Source organism: Sphingobacterium sp. SYP-B4668 (assembly GCF_027627455.1).
Lineage (GTDB): Bacteria > Bacteroidota > Bacteroidia > Sphingobacteriales > Sphingobacteriaceae > Sphingobacterium.
The window spans coordinates 3,378,259-3,402,292 of record NZ_CP115483.1 but is presented as its reverse complement, the minus strand read 5'-3'; the positions used below and the strand labels follow the sequence as shown (position 1 = coordinate 3,402,292).

Here is a 24,034-nt window from a genome sequence, read left to right as displayed (position 1 = left end):
GTCTATTTGATGTCCATATGAATGCCCACACGTACTGGTTTTTGTGCTATTGCATATTCGAATGCTTCATTGACTTGGTCCAATGCAAATTCTTTCTCGACAAGTCGTAAGAATGGATATTTCTGCCAATTGCTGATAATAAAGTCTACTGCTACTGAAAAATCCTCGTAGTTATAATTGTGGAGGCCTTTGATGGTCAGTATACGCCTGATTATTTGCTCAGCATCGATTTGTAGCTTGCGTTGTTTGAATACAGCCCCAACAAATACGGCTACTCCGTTGATTCCAAGTTGGGCTACACCGGCCTCCATAGCGTCAGGAGCACCACTCATATCAATAAAACAATCGATATCCTGTGAACTAGGTAGAGCGTCAGGCGATGTGCGAGAATGGATGGTCGCGGTAGCCCCAAATTCTTCCGCCAGTGTGAGACGTTTACTATCGATATCGGTAACGATGATTGCCGCGGCGCCCATTTCTTTGCACATTGCCGTACAGACTAGGCCGAGTAGTCCCATCCCAGAAATCAACACGCGCTTTCCTTGAATAGTACCGGCCAAGCGAATAGCACCAGCAGATGTCGCAATGGCACAGTTGATGGTTGCGGCAATTGGTGCAGGTAGTTCTTTGGGAAGGATGTGTATATAAGTATATGGTCGTAGGATGATATGGGTGGCTAGTCCGCCATGGAATGTGTCTCGGTCAGTAATCTGGCGATGACCATATTTATATAGGTTGTCATTTTTTTGTGGTGTGTCTGCATGATAACTAGCAGTATTGGGGTCGCTGGCAAATACGGTCCAAGTGATACGATCTCCAATTTTAAGTGTTTGCCCCGTAGCATCGGGCAAAATGGAACCTACGTGGATGTCGACAACTGTACCCACTATTTCATGTCCAAGGATCGTAGGGCAGGCTTCTTGTCGAAGTCCGCAGTAAGTGTGTAAGTCGCTGCCACAGAGTGTGGTATAATCGATTTTAACGAGTAGTTCGCCACTTTCCAGCGCAGGTATCTCACCCGATACAGATTGGAGAGGCGAATTTGGTTTATCAAAAACCAGGAATGTCCCTTGCTTTGCCATAATTGTTGCGTAAATATAATCTAAATTGTTTTACAATGCTAAACAAAGTTTATAAATACTGTATTTCGTAACTGTTAAATTATCATTAACTATGCGCTTCCTGATATATGTCACTTCTATATTGATTTTATTTTTTTAAGTTTGAGCATATATAGTATGAAAAGTAACACAATATTTAAAATAAGCAGCCGTATACGGGAGATTCGGAAGGGACAGGGCATCACGCTGCATGAATTGGGCGAAAGGGCAGGGGTGAGCAAAGGTCTGCTCTCGCAGATTGAAAATAACCGTACCGTTCCCTCCTTATTGGTATTGATTAACATTATCAATTCGCTTGGAATCAACCTGAACGATTTTTTCAAAGGCTTTACTTCTGAGGGTGACCTTGATCCAATCATCGTATGTCGGAAAGAGGAATATGAAAAATTTGAAAAGGAACATGCGGTTGGTTTTTCCTATCAACGGATTTTCACGACGTCTATTGCCAGTTCGACTATGGATGTTGTCTTATTGGAGCTGGAACCGGATGCGACTCGTCCAATGGTCACGACAGAGGCCTTCGAATATAAGTATATATTAGCTGGCGAAGTAGAATACATTTTCCAAGACAAGAAAGTACAGCTTCACGAGGGAGATTCTATTTTATTTGATGGTCGTCAATCTCATACGCCTAGGAATATCGGTAGCAAGATTGCGCGTATGTTGATTATCTATTTCTTTGAACAGGAAAAAGCTTAGCGGAAGGCTGAGCGAGCGATCTCATAATGGGAAAGATTGAACAAGTGTTTGAAGATAAGAGTATCAAGACCAAAGCAAAAGTATCGATGCTTGGCGAATGGTTGCTGAACAATGAATTGTCTTTAGAAGAGTTAGTGTCTTTTGCTGAGCATCAGCACGGCGCTGACAAAGCAACCTGTATTGAATCAATAGCAGATGCGACCAAAAAGCGCCCCACATTAGCGAATGAACACCTACTTGCATATGTGACAAGAACGCTGACAGACACTGAGCCGAGAATAAAATGGGAAAGTGCAAAAGTAATTGGAAACATTGCTCAACTATTTCCCGAACAAGTCGAGAGGAGTATCGCTAATCTTTTACAAAATACCACTAATGCAGGCACAGTCGTGCGATGGGCCACCGCTTATGCACTTGCGGAAATCTTGAAGTTAAAAACGGCCAACTATAGCGAGCTACAGCTCGTAATAGAAAAATGTTGCGAAGAGGAGGAAGACAACGGGGTGAAGCGAAAATACTTGGATGCCTTGAAGAAGTTGAAGACCTAGTTGGTCTTCGCTACTCTCCATATTCCCTTTCTGGAGACATATCAATATCAAAATATAATTTGTGAGCGTTGGCTTGCCCTATACTCAGCGAACTATTAGAGGCGACGGAATGGTATTGTCTGCTCATTCGCTATTGATTTGGCTCAATTGACTCATTAGTTCCTCCGATCCACTCATTGGTCCTTTAATAAGTGAAAAAAGTATAGTAGCTTTATGATGAGCATGTTTATCCCAAGCTAGGATAAAAATGGAGACAATTAATTAGAACCGATTATGATAAAAGCAGTCATATTAGATGATGAGGTAAAAGGCAGCTCGCTTTTACAACATAAACTAAATGCTTTTGCAGACGTAATCACTGTGGAGCGTATTTTTAATGATGCTCCACTAGCCTTGGCCGAAATTCAAAAAATTAAACCCGATGTACTTTTCCTTGATGTGGAAATGCCTGTCATGAATGGATTTCAGTTTTTAGAGGCCTTGGGTCAATTTGAATTTGACGTTATTTTTGTAACAGCTTACAATGTTTATACATTGGATGCCCTTCGAGCCAATGCTTTAGATTATTTGCTCAAGCCTGTAGATCCCGATGAACTAGCGTGTGCGCTCAATAAACTGGTCAAGAAACTTGCGTCCAAGGCAGAGCTTGTTAAGATGAATGTCATGAATCGGGAAGGGACCGGTACGCGATTGGCATTGCCAACGGTGGAAGGTATATATTTTGTCAAAAAAGAAGAAATCATTAAAGTTGAAGCCATGAGTAATTACTCGGTCTTCAATTTGTCCAATCTATCCAAAATAATTGTTTCCAAAACCCTAAAAGAATTTGAGAGCCTCTTGGAAGCGGACGGATTTGTTCGCGTGAATCGAAGTGTTATTGTCAATTTACATTTCGTGACACGTTATAAGAAAGGCGAGGGTGGGAGTATCGAGTTGATTGATGGCTCTGAAGTAGAAGTATCAGCTTCGAAGAAGCAATTTCTACTGAACCGATTGTTTGGAAGTTAACCGTTGTGCCCATGAAGCGTATATATAGGGTCAGCTATATTTTTTTCATGTGCGTAATTGCTCCACTTGCAACTTTTGGGCAGGAAAGAATATTTAACTATTTGCACTTTACCATTCAGGACGGTTTGCCAAGTAATGTCGTCAGAGATGCTGTTGTAGATAAATCGGGGTTGCTTTGGATTGCCACGAATAAGGGACTTTGTTATTACGATGGTGCACACTTTTTCGCTGTTGATCTTAACGAAGGAGAGTCTAATTTTACAAATGATCTAAGTCGAATTAGCATAGACCAAGACAACAAAATCTGGATGGCAACTTATAATCAAGGTCTGCTCTGCTATGATCGGACCAAAGCTATGAAAGATGCGGTGACCCAATATGGCGCTAAAGTCGCCGGTGGTGAATTGGAAAAGCATGAACTTTATGCAGTACATTATTCCGGTAGTAAAGTCTATTTTGGTGGGCAAGAGACAGATTTACAGGTCCTAGATACCAAAAGTAAGCAAATCAATATCGTAAAACTCGGAAACACTATTGGTCAGGAAACCATATTCAGTATTCGTGAAGACCGCAAGGGTATCATTTGGGTGGGTACACGATACAGTGGGGTATATGCATACGATCCCCTATCAAAAAAGATTAGCCATTATGATTTGAAAAAAGATGGTGAAAATAGCGCAACCGGATTTTGTTTCATAGATGATGCTACATATGTGGCTTATTATGATCAAGATTTGATTCGCATAGATCATAGTCTTCAGCAAATCGTAAGTCGTGATATATTTGGTACCCTTGCCAATCATACACCGTATGCTAATTTTGTAACAGATATCGCCTATATCCCCACGCAACATAAGATACTGGCCGCACATGTCAAAGATGGGCTTTACAGTTATGACGTACGGAATAAGAGGATAGTGCACATATCTCCGCGAGATATCTTGCCCAATGAATTGGTCGATATGCGTATCAATACTATAATTCCGGTCGCGAATGGCTACTATTTATGTTCCAATCGCGGACTATTTTACTATGCTGACAAACTGAATGCTATCAAGGAACTGCTTGTGGAAGTTGACGATCCAATCTTAGAGCTCTTCAAGGTCGGCGAATCGGTATGGTATCGAACGGCTAAGCACATCGGGATGTTGTCAGCGGATTTTGGAAGTCGAATCTCGACGTATTCGTTGGAGGGGTTGCATATCAGTCAAATACGCGCTTTTGGTCAGAAGATATACCTCTCGACCTTTGATAAGGGGGTGTATCTTTTCGATTCAACCGAACCGGGTATAAAACCCTTGGAAATCGTGGGGCCAACGTTTGGTTTTGAAAAGGCCGATTGCAATAGCGTGCTAATCGATACTCTTTCGGGGGTACCGGTCTTGTGGATCGGATCGTGGAATTCGGGATTGTATCGATATACGTTTGATACAAAAGAGATAGTGCTCTATAATAGAAAGAATGGCCTGGTAGACCATAAAGTTATTACCGTTTCTAAAGATGGTTCTGGAGCTATTTGGTTGGGAATGGATGGATTTGGAGCTGTTCAGATAAAGGACAAGAAACGTATGGAATTTATAAATCACACGTATCAAAAAACGGAAAATAGCATTTCTTCCAATACGGTCTTTTCATTTCTGTTGGATTCCAGTAAAAATTTTTGGTATAGCACTAGTGACCAAGGGGTGGGACTGATAATCGATCGGCTTGGAAAGGTATCTTTTGAGAAAAAGAGAGATAAAAATCGATTCCCGTGGACATATGCAACCAGTTTGGAAGAGGATGGTAAGAATCGTATTTGGATGAAGACGAGTGATGGAGTCATGATTTTCAATCCCAAAGACGGTGCTTTTTTTCAGTTGAATCCAGGAGATGGATTATTTCCTCCCAATAGATTCGTGACAAGCAACTATTATTTTGACAAGGAGACGGTGATATGGATGACCAACAAAGGATTGGTAAAAGGATTGTTGACCTTGGTAGAAGAGGATGATTTGCGGGAAGTAAAACCAATAGTGAGTGCTTTTAAGGTTATGAATCACGATCAGTCATACAGACTATTTGCGGACGACATCATGTTGGCTCCTAACGAAAATACTTTTTCTTTCCATTTTTCTTCCCCGCAAGTACCTAAAACCACTAGACTAAGGTATAGCTATAAACTGGAGGGTGTAGACAAAGAGTGGATCGCATCAGATGACTATCAACAGGCTATTTATACGAATGTGCCTGGGGGACAATATACCTTCCACCTAAGAGTGGGCGACCAAGAAGGGAATTGGTCTAAGCATGCCGTTGTGATACCGCTATCTGTTAAATTGAACTGGTTTCAGAGTCTGTGGTTCAAGGTTACGGTAATCGGATCGATATTCCTGGTTGTCATCTTGTTTTTTGTATACCGGATTGGTCAGCAAAAGAAAATCAATAGATTGCAAAAAAAATTCACTGTCACTTTACAGCAGGAATTGCAGCGCAACGAACGAAAGATAAAGGAACAGGCAGAAGTATTGGAATTTGAAAAGCAGGAAAAGTTGGAAACGGAATTTCGAGAAAAACTATATGAGAGCGAGCTGAAAGCAATACGCTCGCAAATGAACCCCCATTTTATCTTTAACGTGCTGAATTCCATAGAGGCCTATGTGGTAGAGAATGATGCGGAAAGCGCGAGTAAACTGATCCATAAATTTGCTTCTCTGAGTCGTATCGTTCTGGAGAATTCTCAATTTTCCATTGTATCTATTACCTCAGAATTGCAGCTGGTAAAGCTTTATTTAGAACTTGAGCAAGATCGCTTTGATCACATGTTTACGTATCAGATCAAAATCGATAGTGGGTTGAAAATGAACAGTAAAAAAATCCCTTCTATGTTGATACAACCTATTGTAGAGAACGCTGTACATCATGGAATCAGACATAGATTAGATGAGCAAGGAAAAATCTTAATTCGTGTATCTGAAGTTGAGCAGAAAATAATTATTGAAATACTGGACAACGGCATTGGTTTTGAATCAGGTGACACAAGTCATTCAAGCTATAAAGCGACTTCGTTTGGACTGAAGGGTGTGGAAAACAGACTTCGGATGATTAATAGCAAGCTATCTACGGAAATCGCAGGAATCACAGTGGACAAAGCGCCGGAAGAAGCGGATTATACCGTGAAAGTTGTAATCGTACTTCCGTCGGTAGATTGAGCCTGAATAGGGGAGCAGCAGTCAATTTCCAGCGTATTCATCAAGGTATGGGAACGGCGATGGGGATTAGCTTATTCTTGTCAAACAGTTCGGCTCACTTTGGAGGAGATGCTATCTGGTGATTGGAGGGGATTTCAATCGCTCTTTTGTATCGGAAAGATAAGCTCCACTTACCGGAATACGATGTCCTGAGATTGAGATTAAATGCCTTTCGAGTTTATCTATCAGCTTGATATTGACGATATATGAGCGATGAATTTGGATAAAATCGTGTGGTGGCAACAGTTCTAAGGATTCTTTGAAGGTCATGCGTACTAGGATTTTTTTGCTTTTCAGTACAAAACTTACATAATTTCCGGTACCTTCTAAATACAAGATTTCATCGAAATCCACGCGTACCATGTCAACACCATCTTTTACGAAGATATGATTTGTAACGGCGGTGGGCCGTACTAAATTACTCGCTTTGTTGCAGGCTTTCAAGAACCTGGGAAAAGAAAAGGGTTTTAATAAATAATCTATAGCCTCAAGTTCAAACCCCGTTACAGCGTGTTCTGAATAAGCCGTTGTAAAAATCAAAAGAGGTTTTGTCTTGAGGCTTTTAAAAAAATCAATTCCCGAGATATCTGGCATCTTGATATCCAAAAAGAGTAAATCTATAGGCCTTTCGTTTAGATATCCTATTGCTTCTAAAGCATTTGAAAATTTCTTCTCTAAGGATAGAAATGGCACCTTTTGCGCATAGTGGTCCACAATATCCAATGCAATCGGTTCGTCATCTATAGCAATAGCACTTATCATAGTTATATTTTACTCAATCTGTCATCAATATAGTCAATCTTCAGGAAATCTTGAGGTCGAACTTATCTTTTGCCTATCTGCAAGGTTAAGAAGGTAAAGAATTCAACGACCGTCTCTTCAATATGGAGATGATGTTGCTTAGCATACATTAGGTTCAATCTATGTTTGACATTCTCGAGACCAAGTCCAGAGTGTTCACTTTCGGGGTCGTGGTCTTGAAGTCGATGGATACTGTTGTAAACACTGAATTTTAGTACACCATCGCTTACACTTAAGTTGATCCGGATCCAAGAGGGCTTGTTAAGACTTATTCCATGCTTGAATGCATTTTCTACGAAAGGTATCAACAGCATGGGGGATATATGGTATCCTTCTAGGATTTCCGGAATTTCGTAACTAATCTGTACCGTGTCGACAGGAGCAGTGCGCAGGGACTGGAGGTCGATGTATTCTTTCAAGTATTCTACTTCTCTAGACAACAAAATAGAATCTTGTTGATTCTCATGGAGCATGAATCGCATCATATCTCCCAACTTTTGCACCCCTTCGGCAGTTCTCTCTGCATTCTCCTGTAGTGCGATGCCGTATATGGTGTTCATCACGTTGAACAAAAAATGTGGATTTATTTGTGATTGCAGGAGTTTCAGGTCCGCGGAAGTCTGGCCTAGCTCTTGACGGAGATGGACCATTTGGAGTGATTGTTTTCGTTGATTGAAATACAGGAGATAGGTTAATGGAATGATTATGGCATTCATACATATCCCTAGAACCACTATCTCATTTCCCCATGAATGTGAGGCTAGCCTGATCAGGGTTGCAAAGGGGATAAAAAGTAGTGTGGCAGTGATAATGGAAATAATGGCATATAGCGGGGTGTTCAATTTGCCATTTTCCAGATGTTTTAATAGCTGGTAGTACTGAAGTGCATACACGCAATATCCGTAAGGAATTGCTAAACAGATATAAGCTACATTCGGAGACAGGCCTAAGGAGAGGAAGGTTAGCAATGCGCTGATAGCTACTACGATGAATGCTTCTTTTGCAATTTTTCGAAGTAGTGTCTGTTCTTTTTTTTGGAAAAAGGAAATCCAGGCTTTGATTCCTTCATAGGCAAAAAGAGAGAGAAACATGACTAGAGCGACTGGCAGTGCAGGTGAATCAAATAGATTGTCTGTCCATGGGCCATTGTGTCTATTGGTATTGGAAAAGGACCCAGCGAGTAATACCCAGGCGACGATAAAGAGTAACAAGGTAGCGCCTACTCCCCAATCTATTTTGTGCCGACCGAATAGCCGTGGACTGATATAGTATACAAAGCATATCACTGATGTAAATATAATCGCTCCTATGGACTGAAAAAAGAGTGCATTGTCTCCCTCACTCGTTCTCCTGTATATTAATAACATGAAGAAAAGGTATATGCTTGTAAAGACAATTAGTTCTATTCTTTGGAATTTTATGCTTCTCATATTTTGATTTGTTAATAGTGTTGATACTGCTATTTGACTGCACATTAGCGTTGGGTGTTTTTTCTTTTCACACCCCATTCCCTAATAATGACAATACAAGAATAGGCTCGTCTGCTCATTTTCTGAATTAAATGTGACGAATGGTCATCATTATGGGATGGAATCCGCTAATGGGAATCACTAGATTCCTAAAGATAGTATCTGCGCAGCTTCCTATTGGCTATTGGCCATGGTATCATCTTGCTAAAATACAAAAAGCATTGGTTGAGCGCATGCAAAAATAATGAATACCATCAAACCTAAGCTGGCTAGTGATTTCGCAGGTGGATATTGTAAGGATATAGGTTATACAATAGCTAAAAGTGCTATGGAGCATTCAAATACCACCTAAGGGGTGTAGGATGGTATGTGATTCAACAGGGTACTAGTCAAATGTAACAATGGCTTTCATCACGTGCTCATCTGGGTCATATAGCTTGTTGAATTCGGTAGTAAGATCGTCAAATCGGATATGGTGGCTTATGTAACCTTCTAGCTTTAAGTCGCCTGCCTTCAATAATCCGATGATCTTGACGAAATCTTTAGAACGGGCATTGCGACTGGCCTTCAGTGTAAGTTCTTTGCGATGGAATGTAGGGTCATCAAATACGAGCTGTCCCATAAATAGACCAACAAATATGATGCTGCCTCCTGGAGCGGCATATTCGAAGGTGCTCTCCATGGATTGCCGGTTCCCTGTGGCATCTAGGATAATGGTGGGCAACTCTCCTTCGAAGATTGTCTCCAAATCCTGATGGATGGTGTCGGAATGCAAGAGTACATGAACCTCAGGAAAATGATGCTTAATAATTGAAGCCCGGTGTGGGCTAACTTCTAATACGGCTATCTTGACACCTAGTAAACGTGCAATGGCTACAATCCCATACCCAATTGGGCCTGCGCCGATGATGAGCACAGTGTCATCCGTTTGAATATCCGCACGTTCAAGGGCATGGGAAGCGATTGCTAAGGGTTCTATAAGCGAGAGTTGGTCTAGTTCCAACCCGACAACAGGATGTACATTAGCTGCTTTATACGTAAAATACTCGCGCATAGCCCCATCCTCATGTACGCCGAATACGGTCATTTGCTTTCCGCAGTTGGTCTTCCCACGACGTACAGCTTGATCGATTACTTGGTTGCGATAAGGCTCTATCGTACAGAGGTCACCTACCTGTACATGTGTTACCTGGCGTCCCACTTGGACGACACTGGCTGCAATTTCATGTCCCAAAATCCGAGGATAGCTGAAAAAAGGCTGATTCCCATTGTATGCGTGTAGGTCTGTCCCACATATGGATACTCTTATTACTTTAAGTAATACTTCATCTTCGGCTGGTGGTGCTGGGTATGGAAGTTCGATCTCTTCAAGTATTTTTGGTGCCCGCAGTACAATTGCTTTCATGCTCTATTTTTGATATAAAAGTAGGCGTATGGGAATGTAATACCTAGCTCTTTTTTTGCAGATATTACATCAATATTACCTTTTCATAGTGGGGTACCCTATCTATCTTTTTTTGGATATCAGGTCAGCCCTGCTGACACACAGTTGTCATCAGTCAGCGGTATATTTGTGCTAGTTATGGCGGAACATAGACCACTGAAGCTCAACACTGACCCATTCGTGAGTAAAACATATCTTTTGGAAAGGATTCAAGGATAAGGCAGTTGGCCCCTTGTTGTATTTCTGAGATTCAAGCTTGCTCCTCATGCACTATTTGGATGGGATAGATGGATCTATGCTTTGCAGGCCATAGAAGGAAAGTACTTTGGATAAATTTGACAATCGACAGCATATTGAATAAACAATTTAACAATAAACCATGATAAAGTTTGCCTATACGATTTTGTACGTACCAGATGTGACACGTAGTATTCAGTTTTATGAACAGGTCTTTGGATTTGTCCGCAAGTTTGTTACACCTGAAAAGGACTATGCCGAGTTGGACACCGGGGATACTACGATAGCATTTGCTAGCCATAGCTTGGCCCAGAATAATCTAAGTGCCGGGTATAGGGCAAGTAACATCGCTGATCGGCCGTTTGGGATTGAACTGGGAATCGTTACCGATCAAGTAGAAGATTTAATCGATAAGGTATGGGAACACAATGGCACTATTGTAGAGCAACCTACTCAGAAACCTTGGGGGCAGACAGTCGCATATGTGCGGGATGTAAATGGATTCTTGATTGAAATCTGTTCTCCTATGCATTAACGCTAATGATGACGGGAGGTGCCGAAGCTTTAGTGGGTAATTGTGATTGCTTAATCTGGAGACATTTGAGCAAAGCATAAGGCTAGGATGTGTACCGCCGCCTTTATATCTTGATCATTTAATGAAGCAAAGCCAAATCGAAAAGCATGCTCTTGTTCATCAATATCATTGATTTGGAGACGATGGGTAGCAGCCAGCCGAGCTAGGGTCTGGATTGAAAGGTCGCTGCGCAATTTGACCCAGATAGCCATCCCCCCAGAAGGTACAATGTAGTTAATGTAAGGGCTAAGCTGCTGATGCATCAATTGGTCTAAGAGATCACGCCTTTGATGATATATTTTCTTAGCCCTTTTCAAATGACGCTTGATTTCACCTTCTTTAACGAGCTTGGCTAGCGCATCTTGCAGATAGATATCTCCACTTACATCTATTGTCTTGCGCAAGAGTGTGGCTTGCTGGATAAAGTTTTGTGAGGCGACCATAAATCCGACGCGAATCGAAGGGTCTAATACCTTGGAAAAGGAACCGATATAGATAATATTGCCGCCGTGCTGGGCGCTGGCTAATGGTAGATAAGGAGAGGAGGCATAGTGGTAGTCATAATCGTAATCATCCTCGATGATGGCAAATGAAAAACGTTTGGACAGTTCTAACAATTGAAGTCGTCTCTCGGAGCTTAGTGTCACTGTAGAGGGATAGTGATGATGTGGGATTACATACACTACATTTATCTTCCTTTTCAGACATAGGCGTTCAATCTCATCCGTATCGATACCATCGTTATCCACTGCGACCTCAAGTATCTGTGCACCGCAATTGCGGAATACTTGATTGGCCATGGGGTAGTTTGGACGGCCCACAAGAACACATGCCCCTGCATCCAAAAGTAGATAAGAGGCTATATATATACTTAACTGTGCTCCATGTGTGATGAGTATATGGTCGGTACTAAGCTGTAGACCTCGGCTCTCAGAAAGGTAAGGGACCAGTGCTTGTCGTAATCGAAGACTCCCTTGGGGAGCACTATGTTCGCGATCTTGGGTATACCATTTTTGCGTCAGGAGCCAGCGATAAGTTTTGAGCAGTTCGTCCAGAGGTGATATTCGGATATCTGGACGTCCATCATCGATTACTAGGTTGGGTTTGCTGATACCCATTTGTTGTGCTAGTGTACCAAGTGTCTTGAAGGGGATGTGCATGTCATGCGCATATGCATATAGGGGCTCATCTTGACTCCACTTTTTAGGTCTAAGCTGCGGGATGTGCTGCGACACAAATACTCCTTTGCGCGGAAACGTACTGATCCACTCTTGCGCACTCAACTCTTCGTAAGCTGCAATGACAGTCTTCCGGTGGACACCGAGAGCTTCGGCCATAGCCCGACTGCTGAGTAAGGGGGTGCCAGATTTCAATACGCCATTCGTGATAGCGTTGATAATGGTGATGGCAATCTGCCTATAGACCGGAACTTTACTGTCCTTGTCGATTTGGATTAAGCTTGAATATGGAAACATGTGGACTACCTCTTATGTTGTATCTGGGTCGTAAATATAGTCCATATAGCCTATATTTTTGTAAGGAAATCAAAATAAATATCGGATATGAATTACAAGATTAAGAAAGCTACTTTGGAAGACTTGAACGAAGCTGCGCAGTTATTTGACCTTTACAGGGTATTCTACCGTCAGGTATCTGACTTTGAGCGAGGCAAAGCATTTTTACGAGAACGTATATTGAACGGGGAATCGGATATATTTTTGGTTCTTGTTGAAGGACAGGTTGTTGGGTTTGTTCAGCTCTATAGACTATTTCATTATACTAAGCTGCAGAAACAATGGCTGTTGAGTGATTTGTTTGTGCATCCTGATTACAGAGGACGCGGACTTTCTGTGGCACTGATAGATCGTAGTAAGCGTTGGTGCGAAGAGACTGGAGCTTGTGGTCTCCTGTTGGAGACCGAGAAAACAAACGAAATCGGCAATACCCTGTATCCGCGGTGTGGATTTGAATATGATGGACACCACAACTATTACCATTGGTGGTGTGAATAAACTACAGAATGTGGTCTGGAAATTTATAAAGATCCGCTATAAAGTAATTTAAATCAAAATCGTGAACTGACTTGGTAGCCGTTACGAGGTCAGTACGATTATATCTTTTAAATAGCTGCGATTATTGAAAGAAGTAGATGAAAAGTGTCGTCAAGTATAAAATAAGAAGACGTCTTATTTGGAAAGTAGAAATACAGGTTGTTTGTGATGGTCAGATGGCGAAATTGTACAGGAGGGGAGCTTGACTAACTGGCAAGATGCCAATCGTAACTGCATATTGTTAAGGTAGAATGAAATCTAATAGCCGCTTCAAAAAAAAGGAAAAAATGCGCAATCGATTGATGAAGAGGTATACGTAACAATTTCCCATAAAAGCCTCTTTTGAGTTCTAGCACTGCTTGCATTTGACCCTGAGGATTCTAATTTTGTCGTCAATCTTACAACATTTTAGCTATGAACAGATTTATTGCGTCAAGATATAGGATATTATTTTTACTAGCTCTACCTGCACAGTTATTGGCACAACAAGTACCGGTGACTAGTCGGATAGCGGGATTTTCCTACGATAGTCCACTGGCACCTACTGGTAAAGAGTGGGAATCTCCTGAGCAGCTTTCATTAAATAAGGAGTTGCCACACGCTTATCACTTTTCTTTTAACGATGTCGAATCTGCTCGTCACGTGCTACCCGAGCATTCGAGCAATTGGCAGTCCCTTAACGGCACTTGGAAATTCAATTGGGTAAAGACCCCTGATGAAAGAACGAAAGAATTTTTCGACCCCGCATTTGATGTGTCTACATGGGACGATGTACCCGTACCTATGAGTTGGAATATACTGGGGATACAAAAAGACGGCTCACTGAAGTATGGTGTACCCATCTATGTGAATCAACCCGTCATTTTTCAACATCAGGTGAAGGTAGACGACTGGCGTGGAGGGGTAATGCGTACACCTCCACAAAACTGGACAACGTATGTATATAGGAATGAGGTCGGTTCCTATCGTCGCTCTTTTGTAGTGCCGAAGGACTGGAAAGGGAAAGATATCTATATTAATTTTGATGGTGTAGATTCCTTTTTCTACCTGTGGATAAATGGTAAATATGTGGGATTCTCCAAAAATTCCAGAAATCTTGCTGCATTTGATATTACCAAATATTTGAATTCGAAGGGTGACAATACAGTTGCTGTAGAAGTTTATCGCAATTCGGATGCTTCTTTCTTGGAGGCCCAAGATATGTTTCGGTTGCCAGGGATATTTAGGACAGTATCGCTATCGGCTAAGCCCAAAGTACAGATCCGTAACCTAGTTGCTATTCCGGATTTGGATGCAAATTATCAGGATGCAACACTTAAAGTCACAGCAGAGGTGTCGAACGGTATGTCCAAGATTATCAAAGGATACAAGATTCGGTATACGTTGTATGCAAACAAATTGTATAGTGACGAAAGTGTGCGGGTGGAGAGCATAAATTTGTCGCGCTCGGTATCCGAGATTAAGCAGTCTGGAACGGGTGTTGTGGAGCAGGTGCTGAAAATGGACAATCCGAATAAATGGTCTGCAGAGACCCCATATCGGTATACCCTTGTAACCGAGCTATTGGACGGGAAAGGGCGTCTGATAGATGTGGTATCAAACTATGTCGGATTTAGAGAGGTGGAGCTTAAGGATACCCCAGCGGCAGAAGATGAGTTCGGATTGGCAGGGCGGTATTTCTACATAAATGGTAAGCCTGTCAAATTGAAAGGCGTGAACCGTCATGAGACGAATCCCGAGAAAGGAAAGGTCGTATCGCACGAACAGATGGAAAATGAAATCTTTCTGATGAAGCGTGCAAATATCAACCATGTGCGCAATTCTCACTATCCAGATGACCCTTATTGGTATTATCTATGTGATAAGTATGGAATATACCTGGAAGATGAAGCAAATATAGAAAGCCATGAGTACTATTATGGAGAAGCCTCTCTATCGCATCCTGTGGAATGGAAAAATGCACACGTAGCTCGCAATCTGGAGATGGTCCATGCAACCATCAATCATCCATCAATTGTAATCTGGTCATTGGGCAATGAAGCCGGACCTGGTCAAAATTTTGTAGCGGCATATCAGGCAATAAAAAAAGTCGATTTATCTAGACCTGTTCAGTATGAGCGTAATAACAGTATTGTAGATATAGGGTCTAATCAGTATCCCTCTATAAATTGGGTCAAAGAGGCGGTAAAAGGAAAGTATAAGTTGAAGTATCCGTTTCATATATCTGAATATGCGCATTCTATGGGAAATGCTACGGGCAATTTGATTGACTATTGGGAGGCTATCGAATCGACTAATTTTTTCATGGGAGGAGCAATATGGGATTGGATAGACCAATCGATGTATGCGTATGACAAAAACACGGGTGAACGTTATGCGGCGTACGGCGGTGATTTTGGAGATAAGCCTAATGATGGAACATTTGTGATGAATGGTTTGATTTTTTCAGACTTAACCCCGAAACCAGCGTACTATGAAGTACGTAAAGTGTATCAGAATGTAGGCATCAAAGCGCTGGATATCTCGACAGGAAAAATAGAGGTATTTAATAAGAATTATTTCAGTACGTTGGATGAATATGATATACACTGGTCCTTGTGGAAAGACGGTGATCAAGTGGATCGAGGAAGTTCGTACCGGACAATAACACCTTCTATCGCTCCACGTACCAAGCAGATATTGGAAATACCCTATGACTTTACCAAGTTGGATTTGCAGTCGGAGTATTTTATAAAAATACAGTTTGTGCTTAAAGAGGTACGGCCGTGGGCAGATAAAGGAGAGGTGCAGATGGAAGAGCAGTTGCTCGTTAAGGGAGCTTCACCTCGACCTTCTATTGCCGCGATTGCAAAGGGGGCAGCATTGGATATCTCGCAGGAGGGCGATTTAAAGGTGGTCAAGGGCGAGGGCTTTATCGCCAAATTTGATAATCTTACGGGTACGCTGTTCCATTTGGCTTATGATGGGAAAGTTGTAATTCGAGATGGGGAAGGACCTCGTTTGGACGCGCTACGGGCTCCCTTGGACAATGACAACTGGGCTTATCAGCAGTGGTTTGAAAAGGGGTTACATAATTTGAAGCATAAGGCCTATGGAGCAAGTGTGTATACACGCGCCGATGGGGCCTATGTGCTGTCATACAACGTAGAATCGCAAGCGCCGAATGGCGCAACTATACGAGGAGGTAGTTCAGGTACCTATACTTTGCAAGAGCATACCGATAAGCCATTTACGGATCAAGACTTTAAGTTTGTCAGCAACTACATTTGGACGGTGTACAAAGATGGTTCTATCGAGTTGGAAAGTAGCATCACTTCTAATAACAGTAGCTTGGTATTGCCCCATTTAGGGTTTGCCATGCAGTTGCCTGCTGAATACGAACAATACAGTTACTATGGCCGGGGACCGATTAACAACTATGCAGATCGGAAGACGGGACAATTTATACAGCACTATACCAGCACGGTTTCTGAGCAATATTTTGCATGGCCCAAACCGCAGTCTACTGGGAATCGAGAAGAGGTGAGGTGGAGTGCTTTGACTGATGGAAAGGGAGCAGGTGTCATATTTGTTGCTAAGGATTATTTTGCAGCCTCGGCATTGCCTTGGAGTGAATTGGAGACGACCTTGGCCCCCCACACCCATCAACTGCCTAAGAGTACCGGAACACATCTTTATCTGATGGCTGGTGTGACAGGTCTTGGCGGTAATAGCTGTGGACAGGGGCCTCCGCTGGAGCAAGACAGAGTGAAAGCAGCTGGACATAGCTTTGGTTTCATTATACGTCCTGTAAAGGAGCAGAATGAGCAAAACCAAGCCTTGGTAAGCGTGGGGGGGGAAATGCCGATAGGTATCACCCGTAATCGAAATGGTGAAGTCACTATCGCATCTGAACAAGTGAACGCTAAGCTGATGGTGCAAAAGGGATTTGAAGGGGCAAAGCCTTATACCCAGCCGTTTGATTTAAGAGAGGGTGGTATAGTGACTGCTTGGTATCTGGGTAACGAAAAGTTGAAGGTCTCCACCAAATTCGCTAAAATAGAGAGCATCGTGATGGAGGTAGTATCAGCTTCGAGCCAAGAAACCGGTGAAGGCAACGCACAACATTTGGTGGATGGTGATCCATCAACGATATGGCATACCATGTACTCCGTGACAGTTGCACAGTATCCGCATTGGGTCGACTTTGATGCAGGTGCTGTGAAGAAAATAAAAGGCTTCACGTACTTGCCGCGACAAGATGGACCTAATGGACAGGTTAAAGGATATCGTCTGCAGGTAAGTCTGGATGGTAAGACTTGGAGTGATGCAGTCGTAGAAGGTGAATTTGAACGTGGTGGTAAGCTGAAAACCGTGCTGCTGAACAAACCGGTGGAAGCACGTTATATACGTTTTACAGCCTTGAGCTCGCAAAACGGACAAGACTATGCCTCCGGAGCAGAGTTTGTAGTGATGGCAGAATAGGTAGCCTGATTAAAAGTGTGCTAAAAAGAGTCGAAGCGTATGCTTTTGGCTCTTTTTTTATGGATAAGTCCCCATTTAAAGTCGACTTGAATGATAGTGAAATGATTTATGGATTGACTCAACACGATCTAAATGTATATCTTATACAGAAAATGTGGTGCATTTGATTTTTCAAAGTGGCATCGATTTGCATAAAAAATGAAAAAATGATGTGTTGAATAAACATGTACGGATTGCTCTTGAAAGGAGCAATTGATTTCGTAAAAAAACTATTACGTCGAAGTAGGAATCACCTTAACTATTTTATTTTATTTACCTTGCTGCAATTGCGTTAATAATTTGACCATTATAATACTAAACCTGTAATAAAATAGCTGAATAATTTATGAAATACTATTATTTCCTAGCTTTCTGGATGATTCAGGGCCTTTGTTGGGCTCAAGAGGATAGGAAAGAGGTGGTTTCTTTTGACAGTGCCTACAAAAGGACATATGTGGTCACAAAATTGGAAGGACAACAACCTAAAATAGATGGGCAGCTGGATGAGGATATGTGGGACCATCTTGGACAATGGTCTGAAAAATTTTCACAAGTGATACCTTTCGAGAGGGTATATACTGCTTCGTGGACACGTATGAAAATCTTTTATGACAATGAAAACGTATACGTGGGGGTATATTGCAAAGATGCACACCCAGAGACAATGAACGCTTTTATTGGCAATAGGGATGACAATAGTAATGGAGATTTAATCAGCATAGCTTTTGATACTTACCACGATTATCGAGTGGCCTCCGAATTTAATATTAACCTAGGGGGGAACAAGACCGATTTGACAGTAACGGATAAGCTGTCTGTAAATTTGAGTTGGAATACGGTCTGGGAAGGACGTACCCATATAAATATGGCTGACTCGAGTTGGACAGCAGAACTTCGTATTCCTTTTAGCCAACTGCGCTACAATCAAAAGAATGAAGATGGAACATGGGGGCTACATGTGCGGCGTATCATCAGGCGAAATAATGAAGTCCAAAATTGGAGCATCATACCTATCAAAAATAATGGACATGTATTTTCATTTGGTGAAATGCATGGAATGGACGATTTGCCAAAGGCCAGGGGAATAGAGTTCTTGCCGTATACCATGAGCAAGTTTGTACGCGAGCCCCGTATCCCGAATAGTCCCTTTCAAAAGGGAAGTAAATGGCACGCGAATGCAGGTCTTGATGCTAAATTTGCGTTGAGCGATTTTACACTGGATATGACAATCAACCCCGACTATGGTCAGGTCGAGCTAGATCCATCAGTGATGAACCTATCAGCGTATGAAATATTCTACGATGAGAAGAGACCCTTCTTTCTGGAAGGAAAACACATCTTGGAGTTTGACAACAATGCGGATGGTATGATGTTTTATTCAAGACGTATTGGGGCAATGCCGTCTTATCAACCTCTAGGTATTGACAATATTAATAGTTATTCAAGTACACCTAAGAATATTCCGATTATAGGAGCGATGAAGTTAACGGGAACGAATAGGAATGGGGTGACGATTGGTTTTCTGGAAAGTGTGACGGCACAAACTTCTTCGCGGGTGATGCGTAATGGGGTATTTGACCGGGAAGTGACAGAGCCACTCACCAACTACACTGTCGCCCGTGTGCAGAAAAACTGGGAAGGGAATACATTGTTGGGAGGAATGCTGACCTCGGTGAATAGAAATCTGAGCGAAGAGCATCTGAAAGATATTCGGGTGGGCAATGCGTTTACAGGGGGAGTGGATTTTACGCAATATTTTGCTAATAGACTGTACTATGTAGATGCTAAAGGTATGTTTAGTAGTCTACATGGGTCGCCAGAAGCAATCTTGAATACTAAACGTAATGCAACACACTACTACCATAGGGCGTCCGGATCCGACTACTTAAATCTGGATCCAGATAAAGATGTGTTGAACGGTACTGGAGGATATGTTAAGGTTGGTAAAAAGGGGAACGCACAGTGGAATTTTTCAGAGACCTTCAGTTGGTCATCACCAGGGTTTGATTTGAATGATGTAGGATACATGCGCCAATCGGATTACAAACTGAATGAATCAGAGATTGCTTTTCGAAAGACCGATCCATGGGGGCCATTTCGTTTTGCAGGAATTAACCTGACGCAAAAGAACATGTGGAACTATGGCGGTAAGGCTATCAATAATGATGTTGCAATCCGGTGGCGTAGTTTGAGTACCAAGCGTCGCTTTGAGATGGATATTAAGGAGACCTTTAGTTGGAATACCGTGGACAGTCGTCGTCTAAGAGGCGGACCAGATATGCGGTATAATGCTAACTTTGAAACTAATGTGGTCTTGAGTACGGATAGGGCCAAACGCGTCGTCTTCAAACTGGATTATAATGGTCGACATTATTTGGAGGAGGAGACGGGCTATAACGCCATCCATCCAAGCATGATATTCAGGTTGGGCAATCATGTACGTCTTACGGGACAGCTCAACTATGCCTGGAACAAGGACAATGTACAGTATGTAAGTAGTATCTTGCCTTCAGAACATTCTGGAGACAATACCGTTTACATGATGGGGCGAATGAAGCAACAGACCTATGGAATGACCCTGAATATGCAGTTGAATCTTACTCCTGACATCTCTATCCAGTATTATGGGTCACCATTTACCTCAGTAGCAAAATATGATCGTTTTAAAGAAGCGACCAATCCTGAATCACGTACCTATGCCGATCGTTTCAACGAATTTGAACCGGACGAAATTTCATACGGTGATGGACGCTATACTATTGAAAATGGCGGACGTAAGCTTTCGTTCAAGGATCCTAACTTTAGTTTCAATGAGTTTCGCTCCAATTTGGTGGCACGATGGGAGTATCTCCCTGGATCGACATTATACCTTGTTTGGGAACATAATAGATCGAATCAGGACGATGTATACCATACGGGGTGGGGACGCAATTTGGACACCATGTTTGGCTTACCTGCAAGCAATACTTTTATGCTCAAGGTCAACTATTGGTTTAGTATGTAGCTGAAAATCCTTAGTAGGCTTACGTACACTTAATCGAATGTTAACCTTTTTCGGGGAATAACGGTGTCATCTCGCAGCTGTGTCTTGTTTATTCAGCTAAACCAAATTCTTTTGGATATTGCACGATGCCGTTTACATTTGTCAATGCGCCTTCTACCAGTTCAATGGCCATACAATTTTCTTCAGGAACCTCAAATGGAAGTTTGATCCCATAAGTCGTTAAGGGATGATATCCAAATTGAGGATAATAATGCTCGTGCCCTAATAGAATAATGGATTGAAAACCAAGGTCCAATGCGCGTTTGTGAGCGCTTTGAATTAATAAGGCTCCCACACCTTTACCTTGATAAGCTGGCAATACTGCAACAGGGGCCAGCGCTAGCGATTCGAATTCTTCGTTGGTCTTGCTGATTATCTTGATTTTGGTGAGTAGAATATATCCCACAATCTGTTCGTTCGCTTCAGCAACAAGTGCCAGGTCAGGGATAAATGCGCTGGAATACCTTAGTCTGTTTACTAAATGATGTTCGGTATGGTCACTCATTTCTTCTGCTTCAAATGCTTGTTTAACAAGATTAAAAATAGATTGAAAATCTTCGTGTCGTTCTGGTCTGATGTGTATGTTCATTTTTTTATGATGTTATCCAATATTTTGTCGGATAGGTGACTATTCTATTTTCCGTAAGAGATATTCTTGAACTTGACTTCGATATCTGGATGGATAGCCGTGACGGCCTCTATAAAACCCGTTTTATCTTTAGGGGAGACCAGTACGGTATCAAATTTGCCGAAGAAAATCTCCAGCCTGTCTAAAGACATGGCGGGGGCACTGGCCATATTGCCTGTCTCGACTATCTTTCGGATGCTGTGTAAGGGGATTTTTTTGTGGAATAAAATTCCACTCTTGATAATCAATTGGTCGGGAGTGAGGATGTAGTGTGTGTTGAACAACGTAGGGATAAAGAGAACCGAAAATACGATGATGTACACAAGGGCGGTCCAAATGAAGTCGCTGGCCATCGGAATGACAGGACCAAAGATTGCGCCCAGTATGATGATGGCGAGCCATGGACTGATTTTAGACTTGTATATTTTGATCATGTGTATAAATGTTAGTTCCAGTGAAGGAGGTTTGAAATTGACGACAGTGAATGCTAGCGTGTAATCACGAATCAGATGCCATCGGATGAAGGGTGGTGATGTATTTGTTGATATAATACTGTTTGTCTTTGGATTTATATTGTTGAATGTAGCGTGGATGCTCCAAGATGGTCAATTTATCAAATAGGGCTGCTTCTTTATTGAGTTTTTGGATAAAAACTGCATTTTTCTTACCCAAGATAAATACTTCTGATGTGTCGAGCCCTAAAGCGATGTGTTGCTGTAGTGAATCAATCATGAAGTCTTTGACTAAGGTGAAGAGCGTAGGGTCGTCATAGTAGTTGGCATTCAGCCATTTGCCGTCCGTAGTACGACGTATAATAGCCAGAGGAAATGGCGAATTGATGTAGAAACTGCTGTAAAAATCTCTTACTCCTCCATATTCGGCGATCATGTCGTACATAAAGACCGACGATATCTCATGCGTATGGGCTGACTGCATTTGGATACCACAAGCACTTAGTAATCGTTTAGTGTCCGTAAAAGGGACGCCTGTGACACCAGCACCGTGACGGCTCGGGTTGATTCCGACAATGAATTTGCGTTGTCTAGTATCGGCATAAAAAGTTTGGTAAAACTGCTGCATGACCTCCATCGTTTCGGGGTTATCTAAATACGGATTCATCACTTCATATCCCGGTGGTAACTGCCCTGAATAGTGTAGCATTCGATTAAAATCTATGACTTTGTCAGCAAATGTCTTTAACATATGAATATCAGCTCTTTCCTGAAATATCCGCATACTCCTTTGTAGTACGGATAGTGTTAAGATAAGAAAATTTATAATATTACGCTTATATGCCTTTGCTATACACAACCCCTTGGATAGCTATTTTTCAAATACCATCCGAATGTATTTGTAGGGCGAGTGTCAATTGAAGGCCGCTAGTGACTCTTTAAGTTTTCTTATTCGCTTTCGCCAAATCTTGGTCGTCATAATCAATTGTACTGAAAAAACGAGTCCGATTATTGCGAAAGCGAGATGTTGTCTGGGACCGATGTTTAGGCCATAGCCGAAGAATAAGAGAATTCCCGTCAGGTAAATCTGCCTGGTGATAATGGACGACGCAGCATAAACCTTGATTTTTGATAGATAGATTTGAAGTGATTGATGGATATTGACTCCGTATATCAGATGTTTTGCAAAGTTGTAGCCCATTAAATTGTGTCCTGCCGGCAATAAGATGGAAAGAATGAGTAATGCATTCACCCACAGTGGTTTTGTATTTCCGTCGAACATGGAATAGTAACACAATAGGAATATAGTCCATCCAACCAGCTCAATAATCAACTGTTTGCGAATACTCTTTAACACGGGATGCTTGTTTTCGGATAGCATGTTTAGTATATCTGTCTTTGATAAATCGGGACTGTTTAGGGTATTCCATGTTGATTTTAGTTCGTTTAGTTCCATAGCGTTTAGCCTAAAAGTTTTTGAATTTTTGTTTTGATCCGATTTAATTTGACTCCCACATAGTTTTCGCTTATTCCTGTAATATGCGCAATCTGTTGATAGCTGAGGTCTTCGAGGTAAAGGGTGATTATTGCTTTATCACCGTCATTAAGTTGTTTCAGGGCTGCGAACAGACGTTCTTGTCGCAGTGCCAGTTCGTCCGATGGCAATTCTTCAGCAGTATCTGGTAGTACGGGGGGATAGATAATTGTATGGGCTTTTTTGCGGAACGTAGCTATTGCTGTGTTCAGCGCAATACGATATATCCAGGTACTTGCTTTTGCTTCGTTTTTAAATCCTTGTCGAGATTTCCAGAGTTGGAACGTGATTTCCTGAAAGAGGTCTTCTCTGTCCTCTTTGGAATCTCGATATAGACGACATATTTTATGAAGAATCCCGCGATGTTCGTGTAGTAGAATTAAAAAATCAGGTTCGTCCATATCGATTTTTGACTAAAGTTAACGATTTGAAGCGAGTTATTGATTGTGAATCACTCGGAGTCTTAGTTTCGACCGGATCGATCCTAAGCATGGGTTTTGCTACTTCCATAAAGGATTATTTTATCCAATAGGTAGTTGAAAGAAAGAAAAACTTACACTTGGTTATTAAATATTTTGAAAAAAGTATCAATATGTCTGCGTATACCGTCTTGTAATAGCAGCTGGTTATAAATAGTAGGTGCTTCCCTTGATGGGGTCTCGTTTACGACTAAGCAAGTCTAATTGGTTGAT

Annotated in this window: 18 protein-coding genes; 8 read left to right on the top strand and 10 right to left on the bottom strand. The window is 41.9% G+C overall.

Annotated elements, in window-relative coordinates; genetic code table 11:
* Nucleotides 1-2: 2 nt before the first annotated feature.
* Nucleotides 3-1,082 carry a zinc-binding dehydrogenase gene (locus OQ289_RS14080; protein ID WP_270087498.1) on the bottom strand — a complete coding sequence of 360 codons (1,080 nt, stop codon included), beginning with the start codon at nucleotides 1,080-1,082 and terminating at the stop codon, nucleotides 3-5.
* Between the two features lie 156 nt (nucleotides 1,083-1,238).
* Between OQ289_RS14080 and OQ289_RS14075 the strand changes: the two genes are divergently transcribed.
* The 4 genes from OQ289_RS14075 to OQ289_RS14060 all read left to right on the top strand — a co-directional run bounded on the left by OQ289_RS14075 (nucleotide 1,239) and on the right by OQ289_RS14060 (nucleotide 6,567).
* Complete coding sequence (locus tag OQ289_RS14075; protein ID WP_270087497.1) at nucleotides 1,239-1,820, top strand: helix-turn-helix domain-containing protein; 582 nt, start codon at nucleotides 1,239-1,241, stop codon at nucleotides 1,818-1,820.
* Nucleotides 1,821-1,846: 26 nt separating this feature from the next.
* On the top strand, nucleotides 1,847-2,368 hold the full coding sequence (locus tag OQ289_RS14070; protein WP_270087496.1) for a hypothetical protein: 522 nt from the start codon (nucleotides 1,847-1,849) through the stop codon (nucleotides 2,366-2,368).
* 273 nt (nucleotides 2,369-2,641) lie between these two features.
* Nucleotides 2,642-3,376, top strand: a complete 735-nt coding sequence (locus OQ289_RS14065; RefSeq protein ID WP_270087495.1) for a LytR/AlgR family response regulator transcription factor — start codon at nucleotides 2,642-2,644, stop codon at nucleotides 3,374-3,376.
* Between the two features lie 11 nt (nucleotides 3,377-3,387).
* The gene (locus OQ289_RS14060) at nucleotides 3,388-6,567 is read left to right on the top strand and encodes a sensor histidine kinase (RefSeq protein WP_270087494.1); all 3,180 of its coding nucleotides are present in this window, start codon (nucleotides 3,388-3,390) and stop codon (nucleotides 6,565-6,567) included.
* 111 nt (nucleotides 6,568-6,678) lie between these two features.
* Here OQ289_RS14060 and OQ289_RS14055 read toward each other — a convergent pair whose 3' ends face one another.
* From OQ289_RS14055 to OQ289_RS14045, 3 genes are all read right to left on the bottom strand, one after another.
* The gene (locus OQ289_RS14055) at nucleotides 6,679-7,368 is read right to left on the bottom strand and encodes a LytR/AlgR family response regulator transcription factor (RefSeq protein WP_270087493.1); all 690 of its coding nucleotides are present in this window, start codon (nucleotides 7,366-7,368) and stop codon (nucleotides 6,679-6,681) included.
* 62 nt (nucleotides 7,369-7,430) lie between these two features.
* Complete coding sequence (locus OQ289_RS14050; RefSeq protein ID WP_270087492.1) at nucleotides 7,431-8,774, bottom strand: sensor histidine kinase; 1,344 nt, start codon at nucleotides 8,772-8,774, stop codon at nucleotides 7,431-7,433.
* Between the two features lie 487 nt (nucleotides 8,775-9,261).
* Nucleotides 9,262-10,281: a zinc-binding alcohol dehydrogenase family protein gene (locus OQ289_RS14045; RefSeq protein ID WP_270087491.1), complete on the bottom strand. Its 1,020-nt coding sequence runs from the start codon at nucleotides 10,279-10,281 to the stop codon at nucleotides 9,262-9,264.
* 418 nt (nucleotides 10,282-10,699) lie between these two features.
* Between OQ289_RS14045 and OQ289_RS14040 the strand changes: the two genes are divergently transcribed.
* Nucleotides 10,700-11,092, top strand: a complete 393-nt coding sequence (locus tag OQ289_RS14040; RefSeq protein ID WP_270087490.1) for a VOC family protein — start codon at nucleotides 10,700-10,702, stop codon at nucleotides 11,090-11,092.
* Nucleotides 11,093-11,142: 50 nt separating this feature from the next.
* Here the strand turns inward: OQ289_RS14040 and pdxR are convergent, their stop codons facing one another.
* Complete coding sequence (pdxR, locus tag OQ289_RS14035; RefSeq protein ID WP_270087489.1) at nucleotides 11,143-12,606, bottom strand: MocR-like pyridoxine biosynthesis transcription factor PdxR; 1,464 nt, start codon at nucleotides 12,604-12,606, stop codon at nucleotides 11,143-11,145.
* 87 nt (nucleotides 12,607-12,693) lie between these two features.
* Between pdxR and OQ289_RS14030 the strand changes: the two genes are divergently transcribed.
* The 3 genes from OQ289_RS14030 (at nucleotide 12,694) to OQ289_RS14020 (ending at nucleotide 20,689) form a co-directional block, all read left to right on the top strand.
* Nucleotides 12,694-13,143 (top strand): GNAT family N-acetyltransferase, encoded by a 450-nt coding sequence (locus OQ289_RS14030; protein WP_270087488.1) that lies wholly within the window; start codon nucleotides 12,694-12,696, stop codon nucleotides 13,141-13,143.
* 453 nt (nucleotides 13,144-13,596) lie between these two features.
* Entirely contained in the window at nucleotides 13,597-17,646 is a 4,050-nt protein-coding gene (locus tag OQ289_RS14025) for a glycoside hydrolase family 2 TIM barrel-domain containing protein (protein ID WP_270087487.1), read from the top strand.
* 385 nt (nucleotides 17,647-18,031) lie between these two features.
* Nucleotides 18,032-20,689 carry a DUF5916 domain-containing protein gene (locus tag OQ289_RS14020; protein WP_270087486.1) on the top strand — a complete coding sequence of 886 codons (2,658 nt, stop codon included), beginning with the start codon at nucleotides 18,032-18,034 and terminating at the stop codon, nucleotides 20,687-20,689.
* Between the two features lie 88 nt (nucleotides 20,690-20,777).
* Here the strand turns inward: OQ289_RS14020 and OQ289_RS14015 are convergent, their stop codons facing one another.
* The 5 genes from OQ289_RS14015 to OQ289_RS13995 form a co-directional block, all read right to left on the bottom strand.
* Nucleotides 20,778-21,317: a GNAT family N-acetyltransferase gene (locus OQ289_RS14015; protein WP_270087485.1), complete on the bottom strand. Its 540-nt coding sequence runs from the start codon at nucleotides 21,315-21,317 to the stop codon at nucleotides 20,778-20,780.
* A gap of 44 nt (nucleotides 21,318-21,361) precedes the next feature.
* Entirely contained in the window at nucleotides 21,362-21,790 is a 429-nt protein-coding gene (locus OQ289_RS14010; RefSeq protein WP_270087484.1) for a PH domain-containing protein, read from the bottom strand.
* A gap of 64 nt (nucleotides 21,791-21,854) precedes the next feature.
* Nucleotides 21,855-22,559 carry an SMUG2 DNA glycosylase family protein gene (locus OQ289_RS14005; protein WP_270087483.1) on the bottom strand — a complete coding sequence of 235 codons (705 nt, stop codon included), beginning with the start codon at nucleotides 22,557-22,559 and terminating at the stop codon, nucleotides 21,855-21,857.
* 162 nt (nucleotides 22,560-22,721) lie between these two features.
* Complete coding sequence (locus tag OQ289_RS14000; RefSeq protein ID WP_270087482.1) at nucleotides 22,722-23,264, bottom strand: hypothetical protein; 543 nt, start codon at nucleotides 23,262-23,264, stop codon at nucleotides 22,722-22,724.
* A 5-nt stretch (nucleotides 23,265-23,269) separates the two neighbouring features.
* Nucleotides 23,270-23,743 carry an RNA polymerase sigma factor gene (locus OQ289_RS13995; RefSeq protein WP_270087481.1) on the bottom strand — a complete coding sequence of 158 codons (474 nt, stop codon included), beginning with the start codon at nucleotides 23,741-23,743 and terminating at the stop codon, nucleotides 23,270-23,272.
* Nucleotides 23,744-24,034: the final 291 nt, after the last annotated feature.